The organism is Dyadobacter sp. 22481, from assembly GCF_052044875.1.
GTDB classification, from domain to species: Bacteria; Bacteroidota; Bacteroidia; order Cytophagales; family Spirosomataceae; genus Dyadobacter; species Dyadobacter endophyticus.
The window spans coordinates 913,539-937,279 of sequence record NZ_JBQENV010000001.1; the positions used below are offsets into that span (position 1 = coordinate 913,539).

Below are 23,741 nucleotides of genomic sequence, written 5' to 3' on the forward strand. Positions count from 1 at the left end.
AAATGCCCTTTTGCGAAAACAGAAGGGCATTTCCGTTATATTCTGAATAGTTTTTGAGCATTGTCATAAAGGATTTTCCTTTCAACGGCTTTGGAGGCTGCCAGTTTCCGGATCTCGGCGATGGTTTGCGTGCCCTGGCACTTTTCTCCCGAGCCAATATGGTCGTCACAATCGCTGCCGTAGAGCAGTTTGTCCTGGTGGCGAACCAGAAACTCGCGGGCGTGCTCTTCGTCGCGGGTCATCGAGAGAAGACCTGAGCCGGCGGACATATCGCCGAACATATTTGGATAATCGCTCAGCAAACGGTCGGTGAGGCCGCCGGGCGTAACTTTCGTTTTTGGGTAAAGAACGCTTTGGTCCGTATGATCTTTGTCGATATTGGCCCACCAGGTCTGTGCGTGGCCGATAAAATTCACTTTCGGGTATTTTTCGAGCATTTTAGGAAAACGCTCGAAATTGTAATTGAACATTTGGAACTGCCAGTGCATCAACACCGGCACATCGTAGGCCTCGGCCAACTGGTAAATTCGCTGCATTTCCTTCGAATCACAATCCATCCCGAATTTCAACTCGCCGATCACCTTTCCACCTAGTTTCAGGTATTTTTCAATTTCCTGAACGGCGTCAGACAAGTCGGGCACCTCATTGGAACCGAATGTAAACTCACCCGGATATTTTTGCGCGATGCTGTAACACGCGTCATTACCTGCGCATTGCGCTTGCAGGCCGTTGGTTTTTCCCTGATGTGTGGAAGTCCCGAACGCGGGCGTTCCTGCGGGAAGCAGGATCGTGTGCGTAATGCCCATTGCCCGCTGATGCGCTAGGAGCACATCGTCCGGTCGCGCGGCGTAATGAACGTGCTGGTGAATGTCGATGATCGGTTCGGCAGTGGATGCTTTCACTCCGAAGGCATTACCCAGTAGCATTGCGCCGGTACCGGCCAGGAACCCCCTTCTCGACAAGTTGTTTGCGCTAGACATCATTTGCGGTATCTATTTTGAGGTCAGTGAAGGCCGGTTGTGTTCCGGTAGCCTGTCGAGGCAGGGTTTAATGACGTGCATCGCATTTTCGGCCAGCACTTTCTTTTTGACTTCCAAAGGCAATGTTGAGAATACCAGCCACCCGAGCTGCTGGCGCGGGTCGCGCATGGGCAGGTCGGAGCCGTAGAGGATGCGGTTTTCACCGGCACCGGCTACAAGGTATTCGATCACGCCAAGCGGGACGGGCGTCAGGGTGATTTCGGCGAATACATTCGGATACTTTTTCATCGCTGCAATCGCCATATCGGCCATTTTGTAGCTGCCACCCGCATGCGCAATTATCCAGCGGACGTCAGGGTATTTCTTGGCAAGGGTCTCTACTTCAAGCAAATCGGAGCGGGAGTTGTGGATCAAACCGTAAAATCTATTTTGATTACCATATTCCCACCACACATCATACACCGGATCGTGATATTCGAAGCCATAAAACTGGTAGGGTTTCATTCCGATAAACCGCTTGTCGGCGTACACCTCGGCGATCATCGCACGCAGCTCTTCCTGGCTGTAATGGCTCGGATCGAACGTCGCCAGGCCCCAGTATCCTTTCGGCGCAACATCCAGCGCTTCGGCTGTACATGGGTTGCCGGCAACGGCATTCTGGCTTACCACGCCGTTCCAGCTCATAATGCCGCCTCCCCGGTAACCCAGCCGTTTCGCTGTGGCGAATATGCCTTTCGGACCTCCGTTTTCCATGCGATAGGTCCAGCCACCGCCGTTCAGGCCTTCGTGCAGCATGTGCATATGCATGTCAATCACGGGCACCGGCAGGGGGGAGCCCGCGCGTGCCGCCTGCATGAGAATATCCTCGTTTTTGTTTTCCCGTAACGCAGGTTTTGAACTGATCTTCAACAACCGCATCAGGTTACCACCCGCTATTTTAGCGCGGTCGGGCTCGGGAATGGCCGAATAATCAATGTACGTCCGATGGGCACCGGCCGCCATGGCAGGGCTGTTCGAGGCAAAAATCAGCTGGTCCACACAGCCGATACGGTGCAGGTATTCCAGGCCTTCATTAATCTGAAAATTATCAAAACTGATATGCAGGTTCTTGCACTGCTGCACCAGCGGGAGCAGATATCGCTGCTCGTTCCAAAACGCGCCTGTGATCAGTAGGGGAAGTGTTGGGTAACGGTCCAGAAACTCCGCTACATCTTCCCAGGCCCCCAGCTCACTCGCGGTAGTGATCGTAAGTATTTTATTTTTGCTCAAATGCGCAAATAGTGGTGTGCAGTGGCGCGCTTTCCAGTCCCAAGCATTGGTTTTGGGATGAATACTGATAGCCCTGACATGGTGCTCGGCCATTAATTTCCCAAGACCGGCTGGCTCGGGAAACTCGCCCGTCTGGTGCGGCATTACATTCCAGATCGGAAACAGGTGCGGAAAGGGCTTGATCATCCGGCTCAGTTCCAGGTTGGAATACATCAGGTCGTAATTGACGGATTGCGTGTAAGCGACGAGCGCAGCCGAAATCGAGCATTGGTCCATGTCTTTCAACAAATCGTCCAGCTTCCATTTCTCTGCCGGATGCTTGTACTTCCGCGGCCCGATCCGGGTGAACCCGTCAAAATACAACCGCCCCTCAGCAGCATTTCCATCAGAAAATATTTCCTGGCTCTCCCTGGATACCTGCGGATCTTCCCCGATAAATCCTGAAAAAACAGTCGAACCAAGCCCCAGAACGGCATTGGCTTTTAAGAAATCCCGGCGGTTAAATGGCGGCTGCGGCATAAGCGGTATCGTTTTAGACTTGTGGAGCCCAGTAAGTACAATGCCCTGCGGGGTTTACAGGCCCCGTAAAAAGCAGGCAGCCCCCGCATTCCTGCCCTTCTTTGACCGGAACCCATAATTTACAATTGTCGCATTGGCTGTCGGGCAGGGGCGATTTGTTCGTGTAACCGAGCGATTTGCGCTTTTGCACATCGACCGGATCGACGCTCGTCAGGTCGCTGCAAGGGTCAGTAGCCGGGGTATTTTTGGACGCGCCTGATTGGGCCACCGGTGCTTTTTTGGATCCGGCGCATCCTGCGAGCGTCACCACACCGCTCAATGCGAGCCATTGGCGAAGGAACATTCTCCTGTTGGCGAGGTTATTCATACAATACTGGTGGTTGACGATATAAATCTAATTGATATTCAGTGCCTTCTTTACCTCGGCGGCCTGTTTCCTGACGGCCTCTGTAGTGTGTTTTTCGAGTTTTTCAAGGGATTTGGCAATGCCTTTTTCCGGCTCCATTTTGTTGGAGGATTTTTTGATGCCTTTGGTAAGTCCTGTCAACGCCGCCACAGCCCATTGCGGATCGGCGGCGACGACGGGAGTTTGGATCACATTCAGTAATGAGGCAATGTCGTTCCTCCCGTTTCGCGCCCCGGAGACGTACGCATATTCTTCGATGAATTTCAGCTTACCGGCCGCAGATGCGCCGAAGAATGTACCCTTGCCGACCAGCAATGGCATTAGTTCGGGCGAAGAGCCGGCGTTAGAGCTCAGTATGGCCAGCCGATAGGACGCATTATCGGAATGTTTCTCCGCGCACGCTGCCAGTGCGGGCAATACCTCTTTTTTGTCTGATTGCCCTGCACTTAGCGCGGCCTGATACGCTACTTGCGGCGAACTGTCATCCATGGCGCGGACAATTTCGGAGAGCAGGGAAGGGTATTGTTCTGCCAGAATGATCGCGTGTTCGCGCACGCCTGCGTGGGCGTCGCTCAATGCTTTCTTAACGAGCGTTTCATCCAATCCGCCAAGTGCCTCCAACGTGTAAATCGCATGGAGGCGGGTTCTCGGATCTGCATGTGCGATAGCCATTTGCTGTAAAACGGTATTGACGGATTTGTCCTGTCTTTCAACCAACATGCGCTGGGCATTCAGCCGCCACCATTGGTTGGGGTGTTCGAGCAGCGACACGAGTTCGGCAGCGGTTTTGGTGCGTAAATCCGGCAACAGGACCGGGCGTTTTTGGCCCTCCTTGGGAAATATTCGCCAAATGCGGCCATACTGCTCGCCGTTGGCAAAGTCCATATCCGTTTTGAGGTCTTCGGGGATCGAAACGGGTGTTTCGATGTGCTGGCGGTACATATCGACTACGTAAAGGTAACCCTCCGGGCCGGTGGCAAGGTTAGCCGGACGGAACCACGAATCGGTCGAGGCCAGAAATTCGCGGTCTTTTTCCCCGGTGTCACGAACGGCCGAGAATGCTGGCGAGCCGCTTGAGGTATGGATCACGTCGCGATGGACGAGGTTTCCGGCCACTTCTCCGGTAAAAATAGAACCCTGGAATGCCCTCGGAAAACCGTCGCCGCCATAGAAAGTCCCGCCCGACGCGCCGGTGAAATGGTCGCGGGCGTATTCGGTGAAACCCGTTTTCAGGGAATCGTATTTGGCTTGCCTGCGGTCGCTGCGCTGCTGACGCCAATAGGGCGTGCCCGATTTCTGAAACATTTCGAGCTCGTGGTCCGAGATGTTCACGTCGCTTCGGAACGAAGGCAGGTAGTTATGCCGGTGCAGATACCGCCAGGCGATCGGCGATTGCTGTATGTGCAATGTGTTTTGGGTATAAAAACGATGGCCCCATTCGTCCATGGCCAGCCCGAACTGCCCGCTCCCGGATTCCACCTCGAAACGCGTTTTATCGAGCCTGAACCTGAAATTGCCGCCCGCGACGTTTAGCGCGGGCGCGTCAGGGCGTAGCGGCGAGGTAATCGTCCCTGCCTGGCCGCTGTTGTTGGCGTAAATCCAGTTGTCGACGCCATAGCGAAGGCTCGTGATCTGGGCCTCGGAGTTTTTGGCAAAAAAGCCCGTGAAAAGCAGCTCGCGGGTATCTGCCTTGAAATCGCCGTTCGTATCGCGCAGGAGCAGAATATCAGGCGCAGCGCAGACAATGATGCCGTCTTTATAAGGCAAAACGCTCGTCGCACTTGGCAGGCCATCCGCAAAAACATACGACTTATCGATCTTACCATCACCATTGGTATCTTTCAAAAGGCGGATACGTCCTTTGAAACGCCCCGGCTGAGCGTCATAGGGGTAGTCGCCCATTTCGACCACAAATGCATTCCCGGAAGCATCGAAGACGAGGTCCACGGGTGAGAGTACATCGGGCTCGGTAACGACGGGTTCGATACTAAATTCCTCACGGAGTTGGAACGTCCGCGCCGATTCGGTGGGGGAAAGGGCATCGGAGTAGCGTTTCTGCGCCAGGGAGTGAGCGGAAAACAATACCATCACGGCTACTCCGAGTGATTTCAACTGCCTCATTACATTAAGTGTTTAGGATTTCGCGTGTACGTGCCCGAATTTATACCAAGATAGAAATCGGACGGCCGTCAAGCAAATCTATCAATTTACAGTTTGGGAAAAGAATATTTTGAACAAAAAAAGTTTACGAAAATAAAATATTTTAGTTTACAAAAAATTATTGGAAAATTGTGTGAGTTCTGCACACTGATTTCCCATTACAAGAATTGAAGTAGATTAATATAAGCCCACTGCGAGGAGAAGATCCTTTTTATGAAATTTTTATGTCAACAAAAATGAGTGATACGGTTCACTTTATGGAAGCGATCTTCCGAACTTTCCGCAAATGTATTATCGCATTGCTAACCGTGCTTCCGTTGCAGACGCTCGGGCAGACGGCGTTAAATTTGGCCGGCGATCACCTCATCATTCCGCCATTTGTGCCCGTTGCGGAACGAACGCCCCATTTCCCGCTTAAAACAGCCCGTACAATCTACCGGGAAGCGGATATTCGTAAAGCGCGCATGAATATGCTGCATTATGAAGCGGCCCGCGAGGTCCGCGACAAGATATTGAAAGCCGCCGATCCGTGGCTCGAACGTCCCGATTCCGCCATCATCGCGCTCATGCCCGACGCGCGCGTGCCCCGCGCTTTCGACCTGAACCCGAAAGGCAGCCCGGTCCACGGTGATACGGTTTTCAAAGTTGGTGGCTTTTACCCGTGGTTCGTCGATCCCGACCATCCGTTACAGGTAAAATCGCCGATCGACGGCCAGGTTTTTCCTTCGAACGATTACCTGGCTTATTACAAAGGCGGTTTTAAGGATAAAACAGGCCTCGACCGGAAGTTTGCCGACGATGGCTGGGGTTGGATCGCACCGGATGGCGAATGGTACTGGTTTGTGGCCTATGCCAACCAATGGATGTGGAAAGGGCATATCGAGCCTGCATTCGCCGACCTCGCGCACGCCTACCTGCTCACGGGCGACAAGCGCTATGCGCACAAGGCGGCGGTAATGCTGTATCGGCTAGGGGAGGTGTATCCTTCGATGGACCATGCCAACCAGTCGCGGTACGGGCTGATGGAAAAGATGAAGGGCCACACCTACAATGGCAAGATCCTGAACCTGATCTGGGAGACGAGCCTTATCCAGAATGCGGCGGAAGCGTACGACGCGGTGTGGGACAGTATTGATAGCGACGCAGACCTGCAACAAGCAACCGGCAGAACCGGCGAGCAAATACGCGCTTTCATCGAAGCCAATGTGCTGGAAGATGCGGTGGACGCCTATATGGAGCGTAAAATCCAGGGCAACTACGGCATGCACCAGATCGCGTTGCTGTATATTTTGCTGGCCAGGCAGCACATGGGCACCGAAAAGTACCTCCGCATGCTCGTGGAAGAGCCCGGCGAGAGCCGTGTGCAGTCGGGGTTGAGGTATGCATTGTATAACATGATCTTTCGCGATGGCCAGCCGCTCGAAGCGCCGGATTACAATCTACTGACGGTGCAGAAAATCACCCGTTTTGCGGATATGCTGCGCACCGGCGGTACGGATCTTTTCGGCGAGCCGCGGCTCCGCGCGCTGATGAATAGCCCGTTGGAAATGGTCGCAATAGGGAAAATTACACCAGGGATCGGGGATAGCGGTTCGGTACTTGGGACGCTGGTAGGGCAGGACCCGGATGTGTACCAGGTGGGTTATGGTGCCTACCGCGATCCGCGCTATCTGGCATGGCTTGCGCCCGCGGGCAAGGTGGGGCCGCATTCATTTTCAACTTTCGAATCGCTTTTCCGCGATGTGTTGCCCGATGTAAAGCCGCTTGCAAATGGCCGCGCGTTGCCTGAGCGCCCGTCGCATTTGCTGGCTGGTTACGGGATGGGTATTCTGAACAACCGCTCCGACGCAGTCGCATTGACATTCAATTATGGCTTCAAAGGCACGCATTACCATTGGGATTTCCTGAATTTCGAGCTGTTCGCCAACGGACAGAAGATGATCCCCGACCTCGGCTATCCCGACGCGATGAACGAATATGTGAAAGAAGTTTACACCTGGTCGTTCAATTCGGTTGCACATAATACGGTGGTCGTGGATGCACAGAGGCAAGTCAACAACGTCCACGGCGTGCTGTATGACTTTGCCGAAGGTCCCTTCGCCCGGTCGATGGACGCTTCGTCGGCCACCTATCCGCAAACAAGTGCCCACCGTCGTAACCTGATCATGGTCGATGTGGACAGCGCGCGCAGTTATGTGGTCGATTTTTTCAGGGTAGCAGGCGGCGGGCGGCACGATTACGCATTGCATGGCCCGCCGGGGAAGATGATCGCAACAGGCAAATGGACTCCAAAACAGCCCGGAACCCTGGCGGGCCGCGACGTAGCATTCGGGGATATTTATGATGATAGTAAAATGGGCGTTGCAGGTTATAAGGGCAGCTATTGGAATTACAAAGGGTCTGGTTATCAATACCTTTTCAATGTTCAGAAATTGAATGGGGATAGAACTACGCTGACGTACAGCCATGTTTCGGACGAAAATGCGAAGGTCAGGATCCATATTATGCCGCAATCCGGTCAGGAAATCGTCATAGCCGACGCATGGAATAAGCCGCGGGCGAAGGACCACCTTTTGAAATACGTCATTACAAGGCGTAAGTCGGTTGGTAATGAGGTTTTGAAAAGCACTTTCATTGGAATAATGGAGCCGTTTTTAGAGAATAATCCCTTGATTAACACATTGAAGAAACTGGCGGTAACGCACGGGGCAGCTGTGGAGGTGGTCCGAAATGGTGCGACGGACGTGATCGTAAGTGATACGACAAATGCCCGGAAGAGCATTGCCGGCTATCAGATCGAGACGGACGCACATGCTGCGGTGGTCAGCTTTGACCCGAGCGGCGTGCCATCGCGGGTGTTTTTCAGTGACGGTAGTTATTTGAAAGTCAAAAACAAAACATTCCGCGCTGCGGCATTAACCGGTATTGTGACGAATGTGGATGTGAGAAATCGCCGCATATCAGTCGCTTTGGAGAAGGGAACGGTGGAAAATATCCAGCCGGGAATGATCGCGCATTTCGCAAATGCGCTCCGCAAAACCGAGCACCCCATTCAATCAGCGTCGATAACAGGAAGTGTCCTGACCATCGAAGCGGAAGACGATTTGCTGATCGGGAAAGTACATACGGTGCATAATTCGCCGGACTCACTGGTAACCGACACCAACCTTCCATTCGCGCCCTTATACACGGGCGCGACCGTGCTCAACGAGAAATTTGAGCCATTAGGAATCCTGAAAGCGGTTGCGGATAATGCATTAAAACCGGTGGATAAAATGGATGGAATCCCGGCCGATGGCGCGGATGTCTGGATTTCGAACATCGGTGTCGGCGATCGCGTCGGGATCAAAGCGAGATTCTCCTGGGAGCGTTAAGGCTTGTTAAGTGCCTCTGAGGCAACCGGACATGCCGGGGCAGGCGTGGTTTGTGATGATATTATTGATTTTTGGGGTAGTATTCCAATTCAAAAAAACAGTATATCAGGGTGACATTCCAACCTTGTTCGGCTCTGCCCGGCTTTAATATGTATTTCAAAAACAGTATTTCAAAAGTTATTTCAACAGGCACATTGGCCTTGTGGGCACTGGCTGTTTCGGCGCAAAATACGGATCGCTATGCCCCCACAGTCGAACCCGACCGCATTGTACTCAACGTTACCGCCGATCCTTCAACTTCAATGGCGGTCAATTGGCGAACTTCCGACACTGTGTCGGAAAGTTTTGCCGAAATCGCGGTGGCAGAGGCCGATCCGCGGTTCGTGTCAAAGGCCAAAAAATACAAAGCCAGCACGCAAAAACTGGTCTGGGAGGATACACCGGCAGCCAATTACCATTCGATAATCTTCGATAACCTGCAACCGGGCACCAAATATGCCTACCGGGTGGGCGGGGAAGGAGGGTGGAGCGAATGGATCCATTTCACGACCGCCGGTACGAGCGACCAGAAACTGTCGTTTATTTACTATGGTGATGTTCAGGTCAATATCTCCTCGCTGTGGTCACGCGTGGCACGTGAGGCGTACGCGAAAGCGCCCGACGCGCGCCTGGCCATCTATGCGGGCGATCTGATCAACAAAGCGAACCGCGACGCCGAATGGGGCGACTGGTTCCGGGGCGGAGGCTTCATCCACTCCATGATCCCCGCCTTCCCGACACCCGGCAACCACGATCATTTCGATACGCCGGAGGGAATTAATACAACGTCGGTATTCTGGCGGCCGCAGTTTACACTGCCCGAGAACGGCCCGAAAGGCTTGGAAGAGACTTGCTATTATGCAGACGTTCAAGAAGTAAGGTTCATTTCGTTAAACTCGGATCAGGTAGATGTGTCGGAGAAATGGACGCAGGTGCAGAAAGAATGGCTGGAAGGCATTTTGAAAAACAATCCTAACAAATGGACGGTGATTACTTTTCACCACCCGATTTTCTCCCCCAAAACCACGCGCGACAACAAGCGTATGCGTGAGACTTTCAAGCCGTTGTTCGACCGTTACAAGGTCGATCTCGTACTGCAAGGCCATGACCACACTTACGCCCGCGGCATGGTGAATATTCCCATGACCGAGAAAGGTGCGCAGTCGGGAACGATGTATGTGGTGTCCGTAAGCGGGCCGAAAATGACGGATTCGAACATCGATCGGGCTGCTTGGATCGACCGTTCGGCCATGTACACCCAGCTTTTCCATGTGGTAAATGTCGAGGGTGAAAAGCTTTCGTTTGACACCTACACCGCTACCGGCGAGCTTTACGACGCATTTGACCTGGTTAAACAAAACGGAAAGATCAACCGGATTGTCGAGCGCATTCCTGCAACTGCAACCGAAGAATTCCCGGCCGAAATCGTCCGGTTCAAGCCCCGTGCGGGTAATCCGGTTTTCAAAGGAACGGGCGATCCGAAGACTTGGGACGAAAAGATCCGCGAACGCGGGTACATCCTGCGCGAGGGCAACAAATATTACATGTGGTACACCGGCTATACGAAAGCCAAGGGCGACAGCATGAAATACCTCGGGCTGGCCACCTCCGACGATGGCCTGAAATGGGCCCGCCACCCGAAAAATCCCATTCACACGACATTATGGGTGGAGGATATGTCTGTGTTAAAGGAGGGGAACACCTATTACATGTTCGCCGAGAGCAAAAACGACATTGCACATTTGCTCACTTCAACCGACCGCATTCACTGGAAGGACCGGGGAGCCATCGACATCCGCCTCAAAAACGGATCGCCGCTTAACAAAGGCCCGTACGGTACGCCGGCGATCTGGAAGGAAAAGGGCATTTGGTATCTCTTCTACGAACGGAACGATGCCGCCGTGTGGCTCGCAACCAGCAAAGACCTGAAAACCTGGACGAACGTGCAGGACGAGCCGGTACTGAATGCCGGCCCGGAAAAGTACGACGCATTTGCGGTCGCGTTCAACAAGATCATTCAGTATAAAGGCCTTTATTACGCCTATTACCACGCGTCGGCTTTCAAAGACTGGCGCGAATGGACGATGAATGTAGCCGTTTCGAAAGACCTGGTCCATTGGAAGAAATACGCGGGAAACCCGATCGTGGGGAACGATTCATCGAGCGGATTTCCGTTGTTCGACGGCCAGCAATGGCGGTTTTACACGATGCACCCCGACGTAAGGGTTTATTTTTCAGAAAAATAGCATGTCTTTGATGATCTTTGAAGCATTGCAGCTCAGGTTGCAATGCTTTTTTGTTTAAAATTGAAAAAAATCTTTGACGATCGCCACGTTTGAAACGGGCATTCGTGTCTCTGCTATGGGAAGCGCGAAACGCAGCTATCCGATCATTAATCAGGCACCGGTTATGAAAAGATTATTATCCATAGGTTGTTTCCTGTTGCTTGTAACATGGCAGTTCGGCTGTTCGAAAAATGATCCGTCGCACGATCCGGAACCCGAGCCTGTTCGCCTCGATCGCGATACCGTTTCGGCCTGGCTCTCAAGAGGCTCGTTCTACATTACCGACGCCTGGCGGTTTGCCGGGAAGGATTCGGTGGACATGTTCAAGGCGGACACGCTGCTGAAACTTTATGCCAATGCCGCATTCCTGCACTTCTACATCAGCAAAGGAGAAGGGCAGATTATGTTTCACGGCGGCGGGAGCCAGTTCCCCAATACGGAGATTCCCGGTAATGCACTCACGTTCAACCTCAATATCCGGATTTTTCTGCCCACGGAAATGGATCTTAAATGGGATGAGGAGAAGGGCACGCTGGGCGTCGAGACGATGCGGACAACCTCCTATTTCCCAATGATCGTCCCGGGCAAAAAAGGCTACCTCGAACCGGCAAGTTTCAATGTGAAAATGTCATTGGAGCAGGCAAAAAAAGCAGTCGTCAAGCCTAGGATGCGGTTTATTTTCGAGGACGACGATCCGAAACTGGGTAAAGTCACTTATAAAATAACCATGAAACCCATGTACCAGTACTACCGCGAACCGGGGCAGCAGGTCAGTGCCAAGTATGTTGTTTTTCCTTAAATAATTGATAGTTAGCAGAATGAGATATTTGTTTGCCTGTGTTGTGTTGTTGGGAGTATTGGCCGGATGTTCGAAAAAGAAAGAAGTGGTGCCGCCTGAACCGGTTTTGCAGGAAGAAGATGTGATGCCGTTTCTCATTAAGAATGTTTACCAGGTTGCGGAATGGTACTCTGTGAAAGGCAGCGACACCGCTTTTATTTCGAGAGACTCTGTTTACCAAAGTTGGTTTGTCAAATCGGTATTTTTGCAGTTCGGCGACGGATATGTTTTTTACTACGGCGGGAATGAGTTCCCGAATACCGAAATCAGCGGGTATGCCCGGACCTTTAATTTAAATCTGAAATTTTTGTGGGGATCCAATATGAAATATAACTGGGACGCGACAAATAATAGGCTGGTCATCAAGACTGATTCGGGCCAGGGCTGGGTTCCGTTCCTTAAATCGGGCTTGGAACTTACGATGGATGCGTCGGGCTACCATGTGATCAGGGATACCGAAACCACATACTTAAATCATCAATCCGGCACGATGCGGTTTACCTATGAGGAGAATGGAGCAGTCACCACAATTCTATTAAAACAAATGTGGCGTTACCCGCGACCAACTCCCGAAGGACACAGAGTTTATTACGTAGTTTTTTGAACCCCGAATCATGAAACCCCTCATTCAGATAGTCGTTCTCGCGTTCCTGCTGTATAGCTGCAATAACCTGAACGACCTGCGACCGGAGGACCCAAGCAAGGTCATCCCGCAAATGGTTGTCGATGTGGTGAAAGATAAATTTCCAAAAGGTGAAAACCTGGTTTTTAAGCCTGTGCTCGAAGACAGGGTTTGGGAAGTAAAACTGGAATCGGAGGCAGATCGTTATTCGTCGCTGGTGGATCATGGTAAAATGTGGGAGACGTTTAAGGTAATGCAGGGTGGCGTTCCCGAGACTTTGCAGGAATCGCTGAAAAAGACGGCATTAGGTGACGGTGTATTGTCGGCTTACTCCACGGCCTATTTCGCAACGACGACCAAGAACAAACTGATTTACAATTTTAAAGGAGAGAATTATTCGTTCCGGTGGGAAGGGGAATTTCCTAATTCAAATAGCTCGGCGTCGTTTGATCCGGTCCTTTACAGAATCACAACCTACGAGATTAATGACCTGCCCGGTTTTGTGAAGGACACGATTGCTGCCATACCGGATTTGGGGTTTGTAATGGGTTATACGTGGGTACGAATGGATGACACGAAGCGCTATCATGTCTTCGCTCGCAAGAGGATCGGCAACCAGTTCGAACCGCTATCGATGCTGTTCGACGACAAAGGCAAGCTCAGGTGGAGCAGCACGTTTTTTTCGAGCTTGGGTAATCTCACCACCAACTCTAATCTGGAAACAGTTCCGGTCGAAATAAAGCAATATCTTGATAGCCTCCCCGAACTCGCAGGTTATGAGTACGAAAAGAAGCTGGTCAACCATGTCAATGGGCTCACAAGCTATTACATCACCGTAACCGTCGGCGGCATTTCTAAATGCGAGTTTTATTTTGACAAGGATTTCAATGTATTGAATAAAAGTTACACTGTATTATTATATAAATAAATAGTATTTAAGTAAGTTTAAGTTACTCCTGAGCCAACGTCCCCTTGATGAAATTCTTTCTCTCTAAAAAATACGACAGCGTCGCCAGCCTCGTCAAGGCCTGCCAGCAGCAGGACCCGAGGGCGCAGACCGTATTTTACGAGCGATACAAAGCCCGGATGACGGGTATCTGCCGGCGTTATGCCCGGACAGTGGCGGAGGCTGACGATATTTTCCAGGATGCATTTGTTAAGATTTTTAACAGCATCAACGACCTGAAAGACCCCGAAGCGGTGGACGGCTGGGTGAAAGTGACGGTGATCCGGACGGCCATCAACTATTATAACCGGACAACCCGGCGCGAGGAACTCCACAGCCCACTCGACGGCGTGGAATGGCAGGTGGAATCGGACGATTACGTGCGCATGATCGATCAGATGAATGTCCGTGACCTGCTGGACCTTATCAACGAGCTGCCGGATAAGTACCGGACGGTGATCAACCTGCACCTGATCGACGGCTATACACACACCGAAATTGGTGATATGCTGTCCATGTCGGACGCCACGGCCCGGTCGCAGTTTATGAGAGGACGTAACCTGCTAATGAAAAAATTGGAACTAAAAGGAATAGTGCATCATGAAAACTTCTGAGGACAAATTCAACGAAGCGCTGCGCGACGTCCTCAAACGCAAATTTGATGACTATGAGGAGCAGCCCAACCCAACCGCGCTCGATCGCATACGCGCCCGCGTAAAGCCTGCACGCACGGGAAGATATTGGTGGTTCACCGGCGCACTGGTCTTGATTTCGGTCTCCGGAATCTTGCTCAGCCGCTATGCCGGCCAACTCAGCGCGCCGTTCGGGGTTCCGGACAAAGTACGCGCGCACGCAGCAAACCAACCGGCATCGACGGAGCCTCACACGGCAAGCCCCGCAGGAACGTCGGCGAATACCGTTGCAGAAACGCCGGGTCGCGCGTCGCAGCCGCTGAAACTGGCAGTGAAAGTACCGGATCCGCGGTCTGAACGGGTAGTTAAAAATGTTTTTGTGGAAGACCTGGGTAGCAAACCGGCAGCGAAGGTACATCGCTCGCATTCCGGGAACATCGGGGGCGCCACTGTAAGCAGGTATGAAAGTTTACCGCTTGCCGATGGCAGTCAGGTAACGGAAGGCCAGATCGGTTCTGGTTCGGTTTTCGACGAAATGCAGGCCGCATCGGCCGATGAAATATCAGTGGTGGCAGATTCGGCCCTGCATGTGGCTGCGCTGGAAGAACTGGATGCGATGCCCTTAACGCAAGCGGAGATCCCGCTGCATTTGCGCGGCGTTGTGGCACCGGTGTACAAACCGGCCAAGGTCATCGTGACCAATCCGGCGCGCATTGCCTGGCTATTCAATGCCGCGGAACTACACTCTTATCAGATATTGACCGTGCCATCGTCGGCAGCGAAAGATTTTCAGAATTTCAGCTTTCCGTCGCTATTCACGGCGCGATCTATGGGTTATAAGCTAAGCGGAGGCGTGGAGCGGAACGGTATCCAGCTGCAATTGCATTTCAGCAACTTCCGGCAAACGTATTCCTACGAAATCGCGAACGACAACTACCTCGTCAAACCTGATGATAAAGGGCAATATCAAACGGTTCGCCAAGGCGACAGAATAGAGGAAAACCGGAAATTTTCGATGCTCGGTATTGGCGTTACAAGACAGTTGCGCTGGGGACATTCGCCGGTCAGCAGGTTCTTTGCGGCATTCGGTGCGGAATATTCGCATGATTTGAACAGCAGCCAAAGCCTCGGGTGGGTCAGCCTGGGATTAGGAAAGCAATTTGCCCTCAGCCGCAACACGGCATTCAGCATCGGGCCCTATGCCGAGTTCAGCCCGGTGAAGGTCAAAGGTACCCAAAACCCGTTCTACTATCAGCCATACCGTGTGGGGATATCGGCCGGGCTTCGCTTTGTGAGGCCCTGAATCACCCACAGGTAAAGTCCCGGTAACACACTGCCGGGACTTTTTTATGTCCTGAATTTTTTTCTCCCGCCGAGCCATTTCGATCTGATTAAAAAATACTTACATTTACGGGCACGTGCCCGTAAATCATTCTTGACCAAACCGACGATCCCCAATCATGACCCAATCGACAACGAGAAGAAATTTTATTACAACAGGCCTTGCCGCTATGGCAGGAGCGGGCCTGACCAGCGCTTTTACCCCCGCATTCGCGAAGGCCATTGGGTCGGCGGACAAGATCCGGCTGGGGATCATCGGCACCGGGTCGCGGGGTGCCGGCCTGGCGACGCTGATCCGGGAAATGCCGGATTATGACCTGGTTGCCTGTTGCGACATTATCCCCGAAAACCTGCAAAAAGGCCTGAGTCTCGCCGCAAAAAATGCCAAAGGCTACACCGATTACCGTAAGCTGCTCGACGATAAATCGATCGACGCCGTAGTGATTGCCACGCCGCTTTACCTGCATTATCCAATGGCCGTTGCCGCATTGCAGGCCGGAAAGCACATTTATCTCGAAAAATCGATGACTTACGACATCCCGCAGGCTATCGACCTCGTGAAAAAAGTGAAAGTATCGGGTTTGGTTTTTCAGATCGGGTATCAATACCGGTATTACGGCCTTTATCACAGGGTAAAGGAGATTATGAAGGAAAACTGGCTGGGCAAGATCACGCATTTCGAATGCCAGTACAACCGTAATTCGAACTGGCGCTTTCCTGTCAAGGACCCGAAAATGGAGCGGGCGATCAACTGGCGCATGTACCGCGAATATTGCGGCGGCCCGCTCTCGGAGCTTTGTGCGCATGAGATCGACGTCGTCAATTATCTCACCGACAGTCGGCCCGTCAAGGTAGTCGGCCTGGGCGGTATCAATTACTGGAAGGATGGTCGGGATACTTATGACAACATCCGTACCGTTTACGACTATCCCAACGGCGTGAAAGCGAGCGTGACCTCGGTACTTTCCAACGCGTATAATGGTTACAGCATTCGCATTCTCGGCGATAAGGCCACCGTGGAAATTCTTCGGGACAAGGCATTGATTTACCCTGAAACAACCAACAATGCCAAAGGGGTGGTGGACGGTGTTACCGGCGCTACCATTGCCGTAACGACCCAGGGTACGGGCGTGGAAGTGAAGTTCGGGAAGCCCGGCGAAGCGCAGCTGGAACCGACCGTGTTTGCATTGAAAGACTTCGCCGAATGCGTAAGGAACAAAAAGGAGCCGGTTTCCAACGTCGAAACCGGCCGCGACGGCTCGATCGCCATCCATATGGGCAACGCCGCTGCCGACACCGAAAAAGTACAGTATTGGAAGCCTGAATATTCCGCCTGATGAAGCATGGGTGGCTTTGTGTAAGATCTTTGTTGGTGATAATGTGCTTGGCAATGAGTGCATTACACCTTCCTTTAATGCAGGAGACCTATCGGATCGCCGGGCAGGCGCAGGGGACGACCTATGCTATTACCTGGTACGCCGACCGTGAGTTGGTGAATAAAACGCAGATCGACAGTATTTTCAAAAGCCTCGATGCGTCGCTTTCTATTTACCAGTCCGGCTCGCTGATCAACCGGTTCAATGCCTCGCAGAAAAGCATTGAAATGGATGGGCACCTGGCACGTGTTGTTGAAAAGTCCATGGAGATTTTCTGCCAGACAGGCGGGCTTTCCGACATTACCGTGTACCCGCTCGTACGAGCCTGGGGCTTCGGAGCAAAACCGACAGATACAATGCCCGACAGTGCTACCGTTCGGGAAATCCTCGCGTGCGTAGGCTCGGATAAATTGCAGGTTCGGGACCGCAGGCTTTTGAAAACCATCCCTTGTGTACAAATCGATGTGAATGGCATCGCCCAGGGCTATTCGGTGGATGTGGTCGCCGGGTTCCTGGAAGCACGCGGCATTTCCAATTACATGGTGGAAGTGGGAGGGGAGATCCGAACGAAAGGCCTGAAACTGCCTGACAATGAGCCGATGAAGATTGGTATCGAAACACCTTCCGTCACCGGATTTGACGCGCCGGTGATCCGCGAAGTGATCAGCATTGGCGATGGTGCCGTTACGACATCGGGCAGCTACCGTAAATTCAGGGAATCGGGCGGCATACGCCTTTCTCACATTATCGATCCTAAAACCGGATTCCCCGTGCAGCGCGAGATCATCAGCGCGACCGTAGTGGCGCCCGACGCGATCACCGCCGACGGCTTCGACAACGCGTTGCTCGCCGCAGGCATCAACGGTGCGTTTGAAATTCTGAACCGCCGTCCGGACATGCAGGCCTATTTTATTTACCGGCAGCCAGATGGCACCGTCGCAGATACAGCATCAGCCGGTTTCGGGCGATATGTCGTTGCGAAGGCCGACCGCTGACGGCCGATGGGGACCTGCGGTGTTGGTTCCGAGAACGTTATCGCTACTATTTCCGGCGATTATCGCGGATACCTATCAAATTCATTGTAACATTGTTATAAGCCAAAATTAAATACTGCTTGGTGCTTTAAATGCACCATAATCAACTTCGCAGCCGCATTGCGAAGCCGGGTTTGGTGTGTCCGGATTTTGGCTTGCTATCCTCTGAAAATCCATTTTCAATTCCTAACCATAATCCTATGCATGTAAAACTACCAACCCACCCGTGGGTCCGTATTCTCGTCGTTTTTGCGTGGCTTAGCCCGTTTTGGCTGCACGGGCAAAATCTCAGGGATGTTACCGGCGTGATCACCGACAGTTTAAGTAAACAGGGCCTTCCGGGCGTCACTGTCGTGATAAAAGGTACACAACGTGGCACAACCACCGATGCCGATGGCCGTTACGCTGTTCAGGCGGCCCCGTCGGATATGCTGACATTCAGCTATGTAGGTTATCTGACGAAAGAAGTGGCTGTCGGTAACCAGTCGGTCATCGAAATTGCCCTGCAACCGAGCACGAATGCGCTTGATGAACTGGTGGTGGTGGGTTACGGCACGATGAAAAAGAGTGACCTGACAGGTGCGGTGATCCGTATCGATTCGAAGACATTCAAAAACCAGCCGATGACCCAACTCACTGATATGCTTACAGGAACAGTCGCGGGCTTTAATGCAAACCAGGGCACTTCCGCGGCGGGTGGAAGCTCCTTGCAGATCCGCGGACCCAAATCGCTGACGGCCAATTCGAGCCCGATGGTGGTGATGGACGGGGTGATCTTCAATGGCAGCATCGCTGACATTAACCCCGCCGATATCGAAACGATGGACATCCTCAAAGATGCCAGCTCGGCAGCCGTTTTCGGGGCGAGGGCAGCAGGAGGCGTGATCCTGATTACAACCAAAAAAGGCGCGACGGGCAAGCCGGTGATCAATGTTTCGGCCAATGTAGGAACGGTGCAGACAGCGAACGATTTCAAACCATTTGACAAGGATGGTTACCTGACCTTCCGCCGAGACCTCCTTCGTGCAACCAATCCCGACCGCCCTTCTTTCTATTATGACAATCCGGGCACGCTACCGGCTGGCATTTCACTCGAACAATGGCGTGCCGCGAGTAACAATCCGCAAGCCGACAATACCCAGGAATGGCTGAGCCGGCTACGTTTTTTTCCCATTGAAACCGAAAATTACCTCGCGGGGAAAACAGTGGATTGGTATAAGGAAGTGATCCGGACCGGCATGCGGCAGAACTATGACGTGAGCATCGGCGGCGGCTCGCAGAACGTGACTTATTACTGGTCGCTCGGCTACCAGAACAACGAGGGGATTTTGCGCGGCGACAAGTTTTCGACTATTCGCTCGCGGCTCAATCTGGATTTCAAGGTAACCGATTGGCTTAATGTGGGTGTGAACAGTCAGTTTGCCGACCGCGACGAGAGTACCGTTCCCGCCAACCTGCCGCAGATGTTCATCATGAGCCCCTACGGGTCGATGTTCGAGGCGGACGGCAGTGCCATGTGGTATCCCAACAGCTTCGCGGTGGCCAATCCGCTCATCAATTATTATGGCCAGGAAAGAATGAAGAAGGTGAATACGCTCTTTGCTTCACTTTACGGAAAGATCAAGCTGCCTTTTGGATTTGATTATAAAATCTCTTTTCAACCGCGGTATGAGGCTTCGAAAGACTATAATTTCTGGTCGTCCAACACGCTCGACGGCGGCTCCACGCGCTCCGGCGGGTATAGCACGCGCGCGGATGCGTCTACGTACGAGTACATTCTCGACAACCTTCTGCATTGGAATAAGCAATTCGGTGTACACCAGTTCGACGTGACGTTGCTTTACAGCGCCGAGCGTAACCGAGGCTGGTATTCCAGAATGGCGAACCAGGGTTTTGTACCAAATCAAAACCTGGGCTTTCACGGCATGCAGTACGGTACCAGCCCGGCCATGGAGACCAACGACTCCCAGATTACCGGCGACGCGGCCATGGCGCGGCTGAATTATACATTGTTTGACAAATACCTGATTACGGCTTCCGTCCGCCGGGATGGTTTTTCGGCATTCGGCACAAAGCAGCCGAGAGCGGTTTTTCCGGCAGCGGCAATCGCCTGGAAGATCTCGGAAGAGAAGTTTTTCAATGTGGATTTCGTGAGTCAGATGAAGCTCCGGCTGTCGTGGGGGGTGAATGGTAACCGCGATATCGGGGCATATTCGGCGCTCGCGCAGCTGCTTTCCGCGATGTATTACGATGGTACCAATGTGCAGGTGGGTGTTTACAATACCTCGCTTGCCAACCCGAACCTGGTTTGGGAGAAAACCAAGTCGATCAACATCGGTATGGACCTGAGCCTGCTCAAAAACCGCATCGATCTGAGCATGGAATATTATGATATGACCACGACAGACCTGCTGATGAAACGTCTTTTGCCGGAAATTACCGGTTTTAAAGACATTACGACGAACCTGGGCTTGCTGGGCAACAAGGGTTTTGAAATGACCATTAACACTATCAACACCGAACAAACCAATTTTTCGTGGCGCAGCGGGTTAGTGTTTTCATTTAACAGGAACAAAATCAAGCGGTTGTTCGGGGATTACAAGGAAGAAACGGTGGATGGCAAAACCGTCAGCAAGGAACTTCCGGATTACTCCAATGAGTGGTTTCCCGGCCAGGCGATCGACCGCGTTTGGAACTATAACGTGACGGGTATCTGGCAAACAGCAGAAAAGGATGCGGCAGCGGTTTACAAATTACAACCTGGCGATTTCAAAGCGGTGGACGTGGATGGAAATGGTAAATATGAGGCGCTGCTGGACAAACAGTTCATCGGTTACCGTCAGCCGCGTTTCCGGATCGGTCTGCGGAACGAGTTTACATTCTGGAAAAACTTCACGGCTAGCATTTTCCTCCGAAGCGAACTGGGCCATATCGCGCCATTTGCGGAAGGCTTGCGCACAGGCGGCTCCGATACCTACGACCGGCGCAACACCAACGATTTCCCTTACTGGACGCCCGATAACCCGACCAACGAATACGCGCGGCTCAACACCAATACCAATGTGTTCGGAGGTGGGATCAAGGTCTACAAAAAACTGTCGTTTCTGCGGGTGCAGGATGTGAATGTGGGTTATTCGGCACCTTCGGACATTGCTAAAAAACTGAAAGTGAACAACGTACGCGTGTTCGCATCTGCACGTAACCTGCTCACCTTCACCAAATGGCCGGGCTGGGACCCCGAAGCGTGGGATAGCGATGGAAATAACGTTCCGATGCCCCGGAATTTCACAGTTGGTCTTAACCTGTCATTATAAGCCATTAACCTCAGCATTATGAAGCTCTTTAAATACCTCATATTATCTGTTCTGCTGCTCAGCCAGTCGGCGTGCGACAAGGATTGGCTGAAACCGGAGCCGCTGTCGTTTTTCAGCCCGGAAAATGTATTCGTGGATAAGGCTGGCATGGAGGCGCTGCTCATTACCATGCGTAAAGACCTCAAAAACGAGAGTACAGGCACCATGCCGAACCTCACGATGGAGTACGCCGCCTCGGATCTGGCATCGCCCTGGTCGCAGCTCGACTTCTATAACCTTACGCCCAACACCGACCAGTACTACCGCTTTCTGGCGATGTTTACGGTTATTTATTCTTCCATAAAAAACTGTAATGTGCTCATCAGCAGGATTGATGAAATTAAATGGAACTCGGAGCAGGAGCGGAATGCAATTCTGGGCGAGGCGCTCTGGCACCGTGCGTACTGGTATTACCGCCTCGTAAATTCCTATGGCGATGTGCCTTTTTTGGGTGGAGAAATACAGGAAGCGAAGTTAGACTTTCAGACGCACAGCCGCTGGACAATTCTGGAAAAGATCAAAACAGACGTCGAATTTGCTGCCCAATGGCTTCCGGCAACGGCCAAATCGGGTGTGATTACCAAAGGCGCGGCGAACCATTTGCTAACAAAGATCTATCTGGCCAATCTGGAATATGATAAGGCCATTGAAGCCGCGAACAAGGTTATCAACGGGCCTTATACGCTCGTGAACCAACGTTTTGGCATCGATGCGGCGAAGGGGTACCGTAACCTGATCTGGGATTTGCACCGTGCCAAAAATTTCAGCATTGCACAGAACACCGAGACCATCCTGGCGTCCATCGATCGCTATGAAGCACCGCCGGCCGCGCGTTCCGTAGGTCTGTACACAATGCGGCTTTACAATTGCCAGTGGTTCCAGCCGCAGGTGCTTGATAGTCAGGGTAAGCCGGGGATGGTCGCGAGCGGGCCTATGTATGATTCACTGGGCAGAGGTAATGCAAATATCAGGTTGACGGGCTTTTATCAATACGATATCTGGTCGTATAAAGGAGCGAACTGGCGCAACACCACCGATTTGCGCCGCGCGGACATTAACTGGGTGGACATTCACGAGTTGAAATACAACAACCCGTCCTCTGTCGATTTTGGCAAACCTATCAACACCAAATTCCTGGCAGCGCAGGTGGATACGTTCAAGCACGTGTACGCGATGCCGCATTACATTATGTACAATCCGCAGGACGACCCGAAAGCGACGCCGATGGGTGGTAATGGCGACTGGTATATTTTCCGCCTCGCCGAAACCTATCTGCTCCGTGCCGAGGCTTATTTCTGGAAAAATCAGCTCGCATTGGCTGCTGACGACATCAACAAAGTACGCGAGCGCGCGAAAGCGCTACCGATTACCACCGGCGAGGTGACGATTGATTTCATCCTGCACGAGCGTGCACGGGAGCTGTTTGCCGAGGAGCCGCGTCATTCGGAGCTTGTCCGCATTTCGTATATCATGGCCAAAGCGGGCCTTAATGGGTATAGCCTCACCAATTTCAGTGAAAAGAACTACTATTTCGACCGGGTGATGCGCTACAACAATACCTATGAGAAGAAGATCCAGCTCTTGGGCAACACGGCGAATATGGCGCCATTCCACGCGCTGTGGCCGATTCCGTCGCTAGTGATTACTGCGAATACGAAGGGAGTAATCAATCAGAATGTGGGTTATGACGGTGCGAACCGAAATGTGCCGCCGCTGACGAAGATCGAGTAGAAGGCACGGGGCAATAGCAAACGACCCTCGCATAATTGCATGCGAGGGTCGGTTTTTAAAACAGGACGGGCTTTTTCGATATGTATAATGTTCCGCTTCTGTTGGTCTGGTCGCAATATTCGAAGTTATTGCCATCCCCGCAAAGTGGCGCCGAGCCCGTTACATACAACCGTGATTTTTTATCAAAATTTACACTAATCAACTGATGATGTGCGGGAAGTGAAATTTTTCGGCCAGTTTCCGATTTGAGCCCGATTGTTTGTAAATAACCTTCCGCGGTTTGAATCATGTCGATACTGAATAGGATGCCGTTGCCGGAATATGCGTAATTGATCGGCACTTTCCATTCGTCGTAGATCCAACGTCCTGTTGCGCGCTCCCAGGTCAGCCCGCGATCCATACTGAACCAGGTTGGTTGAATGCCGAAGGAATTGTCGCGAACGGTGGTGGTGCCTCTCTGGCCTTCCATGACGAACAGCGTATCTTCTTTTTCCAAAAACGCAAAAAGGCCTATCCCGGCGTTGTAGCTTCCTTTTGTCCAGGTTTTACCCTTGTCGGCCGTTACAAAAACTTCGAAACCGGTGGTGATCGTCAGGGTATCGTCGATACTACCGTGTACTGCCTTGATATCCCGGTTGTCGGGCGAGCGGAGGATGTACCAGTCTTTGTCTTCTACCGCCAGTTCGGGCTCCGGCGCGGCGTCCTTGTCATGACGACAGCCCACGAATGCCAGCAAAGAAATAAGGATGATAAATGATCTTTTCATGGATAATAGGTGAATGTAAGTTGTATTATGGTTACAATTTATACAGTTACCTGTTATCTTGTACGTTCGC

The 23,741-nt window shown here is 52.2% G+C and carries 16 protein-coding genes; 11 read left to right on the plus strand and 5 right to left on the minus strand.

What is annotated here, in order from left to right; translation table 11 throughout:
• Positions 1-35 precede the first annotated feature (35 nt).
• The 4 genes from ACTJJJ_RS03325 to ACTJJJ_RS03340 are packed head-to-tail and all read right to left on the minus strand — an operon-like array spanning position 36 to position 5,295.
• Positions 36-983: an amidohydrolase family protein gene (locus ACTJJJ_RS03325; protein WP_229221652.1), complete on the minus strand. Its 948-nt coding sequence runs from the start codon at positions 981-983 to the stop codon at positions 36-38.
• 9 nt (positions 984-992) lie between these two features.
• Entirely contained in the window at positions 993-2,768 is a 1,776-nt protein-coding gene (locus tag ACTJJJ_RS03330; protein WP_188930682.1) for an amidohydrolase family protein, read from the minus strand.
• Between the two features lie 13 nt (positions 2,769-2,781).
• On the minus strand, positions 2,782-3,135 hold the full coding sequence (locus tag ACTJJJ_RS03335) for a high-potential iron-sulfur protein (protein WP_188930680.1): 354 nt from the start codon (positions 3,133-3,135) through the stop codon (positions 2,782-2,784).
• 27 nt (positions 3,136-3,162) lie between these two features.
• Entirely contained in the window at positions 3,163-5,295 is a 2,133-nt protein-coding gene (locus tag ACTJJJ_RS03340; RefSeq protein ID WP_440701427.1) for a PVC-type heme-binding CxxCH protein, read from the minus strand.
• 275 nt (positions 5,296-5,570) lie between these two features.
• On the opposite strand from ACTJJJ_RS03340, the gene ACTJJJ_RS03345 reads away from it, so the two are divergent.
• The 11 genes from ACTJJJ_RS03345 (at position 5,571) to ACTJJJ_RS03395 (ending at position 22,905) form a co-directional block, all read left to right on the plus strand.
• Positions 5,571-8,708 carry a heparinase II/III domain-containing protein gene (locus ACTJJJ_RS03345; protein ID WP_440701428.1) on the plus strand — a complete coding sequence of 1,046 codons (3,138 nt, stop codon included), beginning with the start codon at positions 5,571-5,573 and terminating at the stop codon, positions 8,706-8,708.
• A gap of 149 nt (positions 8,709-8,857) precedes the next feature.
• The gene (locus ACTJJJ_RS03350) at positions 8,858-10,993 is read left to right on the plus strand and encodes a fibronectin type III domain-containing protein (RefSeq protein WP_188930669.1); all 2,136 of its coding nucleotides are present in this window, start codon (positions 8,858-8,860) and stop codon (positions 10,991-10,993) included.
• Positions 10,994-11,156: 163 nt separating this feature from the next.
• Positions 11,157-11,831, plus strand: a complete 675-nt coding sequence (locus tag ACTJJJ_RS03355) for a hypothetical protein (RefSeq protein WP_188930662.1) — start codon at positions 11,157-11,159, stop codon at positions 11,829-11,831.
• A 19-nt stretch (positions 11,832-11,850) separates the two neighbouring features.
• On the plus strand, positions 11,851-12,474 hold the full coding sequence (locus ACTJJJ_RS03360) for a hypothetical protein (protein ID WP_188930660.1): 624 nt from the start codon (positions 11,851-11,853) through the stop codon (positions 12,472-12,474).
• A gap of 10 nt (positions 12,475-12,484) precedes the next feature.
• Complete coding sequence (locus ACTJJJ_RS03365; RefSeq protein WP_188930658.1) at positions 12,485-13,420, plus strand: hypothetical protein; 936 nt, start codon at positions 12,485-12,487, stop codon at positions 13,418-13,420.
• A 47-nt stretch (positions 13,421-13,467) separates the two neighbouring features.
• The gene (locus ACTJJJ_RS03370) at positions 13,468-14,052 is read left to right on the plus strand and encodes an RNA polymerase sigma factor (RefSeq protein ID WP_188930656.1); all 585 of its coding nucleotides are present in this window, start codon (positions 13,468-13,470) and stop codon (positions 14,050-14,052) included.
• On the plus strand, positions 14,039-15,373 hold the full coding sequence (locus tag ACTJJJ_RS03375) for a hypothetical protein (RefSeq protein WP_188930653.1): 1,335 nt from the start codon (positions 14,039-14,041) through the stop codon (positions 15,371-15,373). The genes ACTJJJ_RS03370 and ACTJJJ_RS03375 overlap by 14 nt, the downstream gene beginning before the upstream one ends.
• Positions 15,374-15,530: 157 nt before the next feature.
• Positions 15,531-16,748: a Gfo/Idh/MocA family protein gene (locus ACTJJJ_RS03380; RefSeq protein WP_229221651.1), complete on the plus strand. Its 1,218-nt coding sequence runs from the start codon at positions 15,531-15,533 to the stop codon at positions 16,746-16,748.
• Positions 16,749-16,825: 77 nt separating this feature from the next.
• Positions 16,826-17,782 carry an FAD:protein FMN transferase gene (locus ACTJJJ_RS03385; protein WP_229221648.1) on the plus strand — a complete coding sequence of 319 codons (957 nt, stop codon included), beginning with the start codon at positions 16,826-16,828 and terminating at the stop codon, positions 17,780-17,782.
• 239 nt (positions 17,783-18,021) lie between these two features.
• Positions 18,022-21,135 (plus strand): SusC/RagA family TonB-linked outer membrane protein, encoded by a 3,114-nt coding sequence (locus ACTJJJ_RS03390; protein WP_188930649.1) that lies wholly within the window; start codon positions 18,022-18,024, stop codon positions 21,133-21,135.
• A gap of 18 nt (positions 21,136-21,153) precedes the next feature.
• Positions 21,154-22,905: a RagB/SusD family nutrient uptake outer membrane protein gene (locus tag ACTJJJ_RS03395; RefSeq protein WP_188930647.1), complete on the plus strand. Its 1,752-nt coding sequence runs from the start codon at positions 21,154-21,156 to the stop codon at positions 22,903-22,905.
• A gap of 55 nt (positions 22,906-22,960) precedes the next feature.
• On the opposite strand, the gene ACTJJJ_RS03400 is transcribed toward ACTJJJ_RS03395, so the two are convergent.
• Positions 22,961-23,671 (minus strand): hypothetical protein, encoded by a 711-nt coding sequence (locus tag ACTJJJ_RS03400; RefSeq protein ID WP_188930645.1) that lies wholly within the window; start codon positions 23,669-23,671, stop codon positions 22,961-22,963.
• Between the last annotated feature and the right edge of the window lie 70 nt (positions 23,672-23,741).

Bases quoted from the DNA above. Each gene is read 5' to 3' on its own strand.
- ACTJJJ_RS03350 (WP_188930669.1), top strand. From the start codon at position 8,858: ATGTATTTCAAAAACAGTATTTCAAAAGTTATTTCAACAGGCACATTG.
- ACTJJJ_RS03345 (WP_440701428.1), top strand. From the start codon at position 5,571: ATGAGTGATACGGTTCACTTTATGGAAGCGATCTTCCGAACTTTCCGC.
- ACTJJJ_RS03360 (WP_188930660.1), top strand. From the start codon at position 11,851: ATGAGATATTTGTTTGCCTGTGTTGTGTTGTTGGGAGTATTGGCCGGA.
- ACTJJJ_RS03355 (WP_188930662.1), top strand. From the start codon at position 11,157: ATGAAAAGATTATTATCCATAGGTTGTTTCCTGTTGCTTGTAACATGG.
- ACTJJJ_RS03370 (WP_188930656.1), top strand. From the start codon at position 13,468: ATGAAATTCTTTCTCTCTAAAAAATACGACAGCGTCGCCAGCCTCGTC.
- ACTJJJ_RS03365 (WP_188930658.1), top strand. From the start codon at position 12,485: ATGAAACCCCTCATTCAGATAGTCGTTCTCGCGTTCCTGCTGTATAGC.
- ACTJJJ_RS03390 (WP_188930649.1), top strand. From the start codon at position 18,022: ATGCATGTAAAACTACCAACCCACCCGTGGGTCCGTATTCTCGTCGTT.
- ACTJJJ_RS03335 (WP_188930680.1), bottom strand. From the start codon at position 3,135: ATGAATAACCTCGCCAACAGGAGAATGTTCCTTCGCCAATGGCTCGCA.
- ACTJJJ_RS03330 (WP_188930682.1), bottom strand. From the start codon at position 2,768: ATGCCGCAGCCGCCATTTAACCGCCGGGATTTCTTAAAAGCCAATGCC.
- ACTJJJ_RS03400 (WP_188930645.1), bottom strand. From the start codon at position 23,671: ATGAAAAGATCATTTATCATCCTTATTTCTTTGCTGGCATTCGTGGGC.
- ACTJJJ_RS03380 (WP_229221651.1), top strand. From the start codon at position 15,531: ATGACCCAATCGACAACGAGAAGAAATTTTATTACAACAGGCCTTGCC.
- ACTJJJ_RS03340 (WP_440701427.1), bottom strand. From the start codon at position 5,295: ATGAGGCAGTTGAAATCACTCGGAGTAGCCGTGATGGTATTGTTTTCC.
- ACTJJJ_RS03395 (WP_188930647.1), top strand. From the start codon at position 21,154: ATGAAGCTCTTTAAATACCTCATATTATCTGTTCTGCTGCTCAGCCAG.
- ACTJJJ_RS03375 (WP_188930653.1), top strand. From the start codon at position 14,039: ATGAAAACTTCTGAGGACAAATTCAACGAAGCGCTGCGCGACGTCCTC.
- ACTJJJ_RS03385 (WP_229221648.1), top strand. From the start codon at position 16,826: ATGCAGGAGACCTATCGGATCGCCGGGCAGGCGCAGGGGACGACCTAT.
- ACTJJJ_RS03325 (WP_229221652.1), bottom strand. From the start codon at position 983: ATGATGTCTAGCGCAAACAACTTGTCGAGAAGGGGGTTCCTGGCCGGT.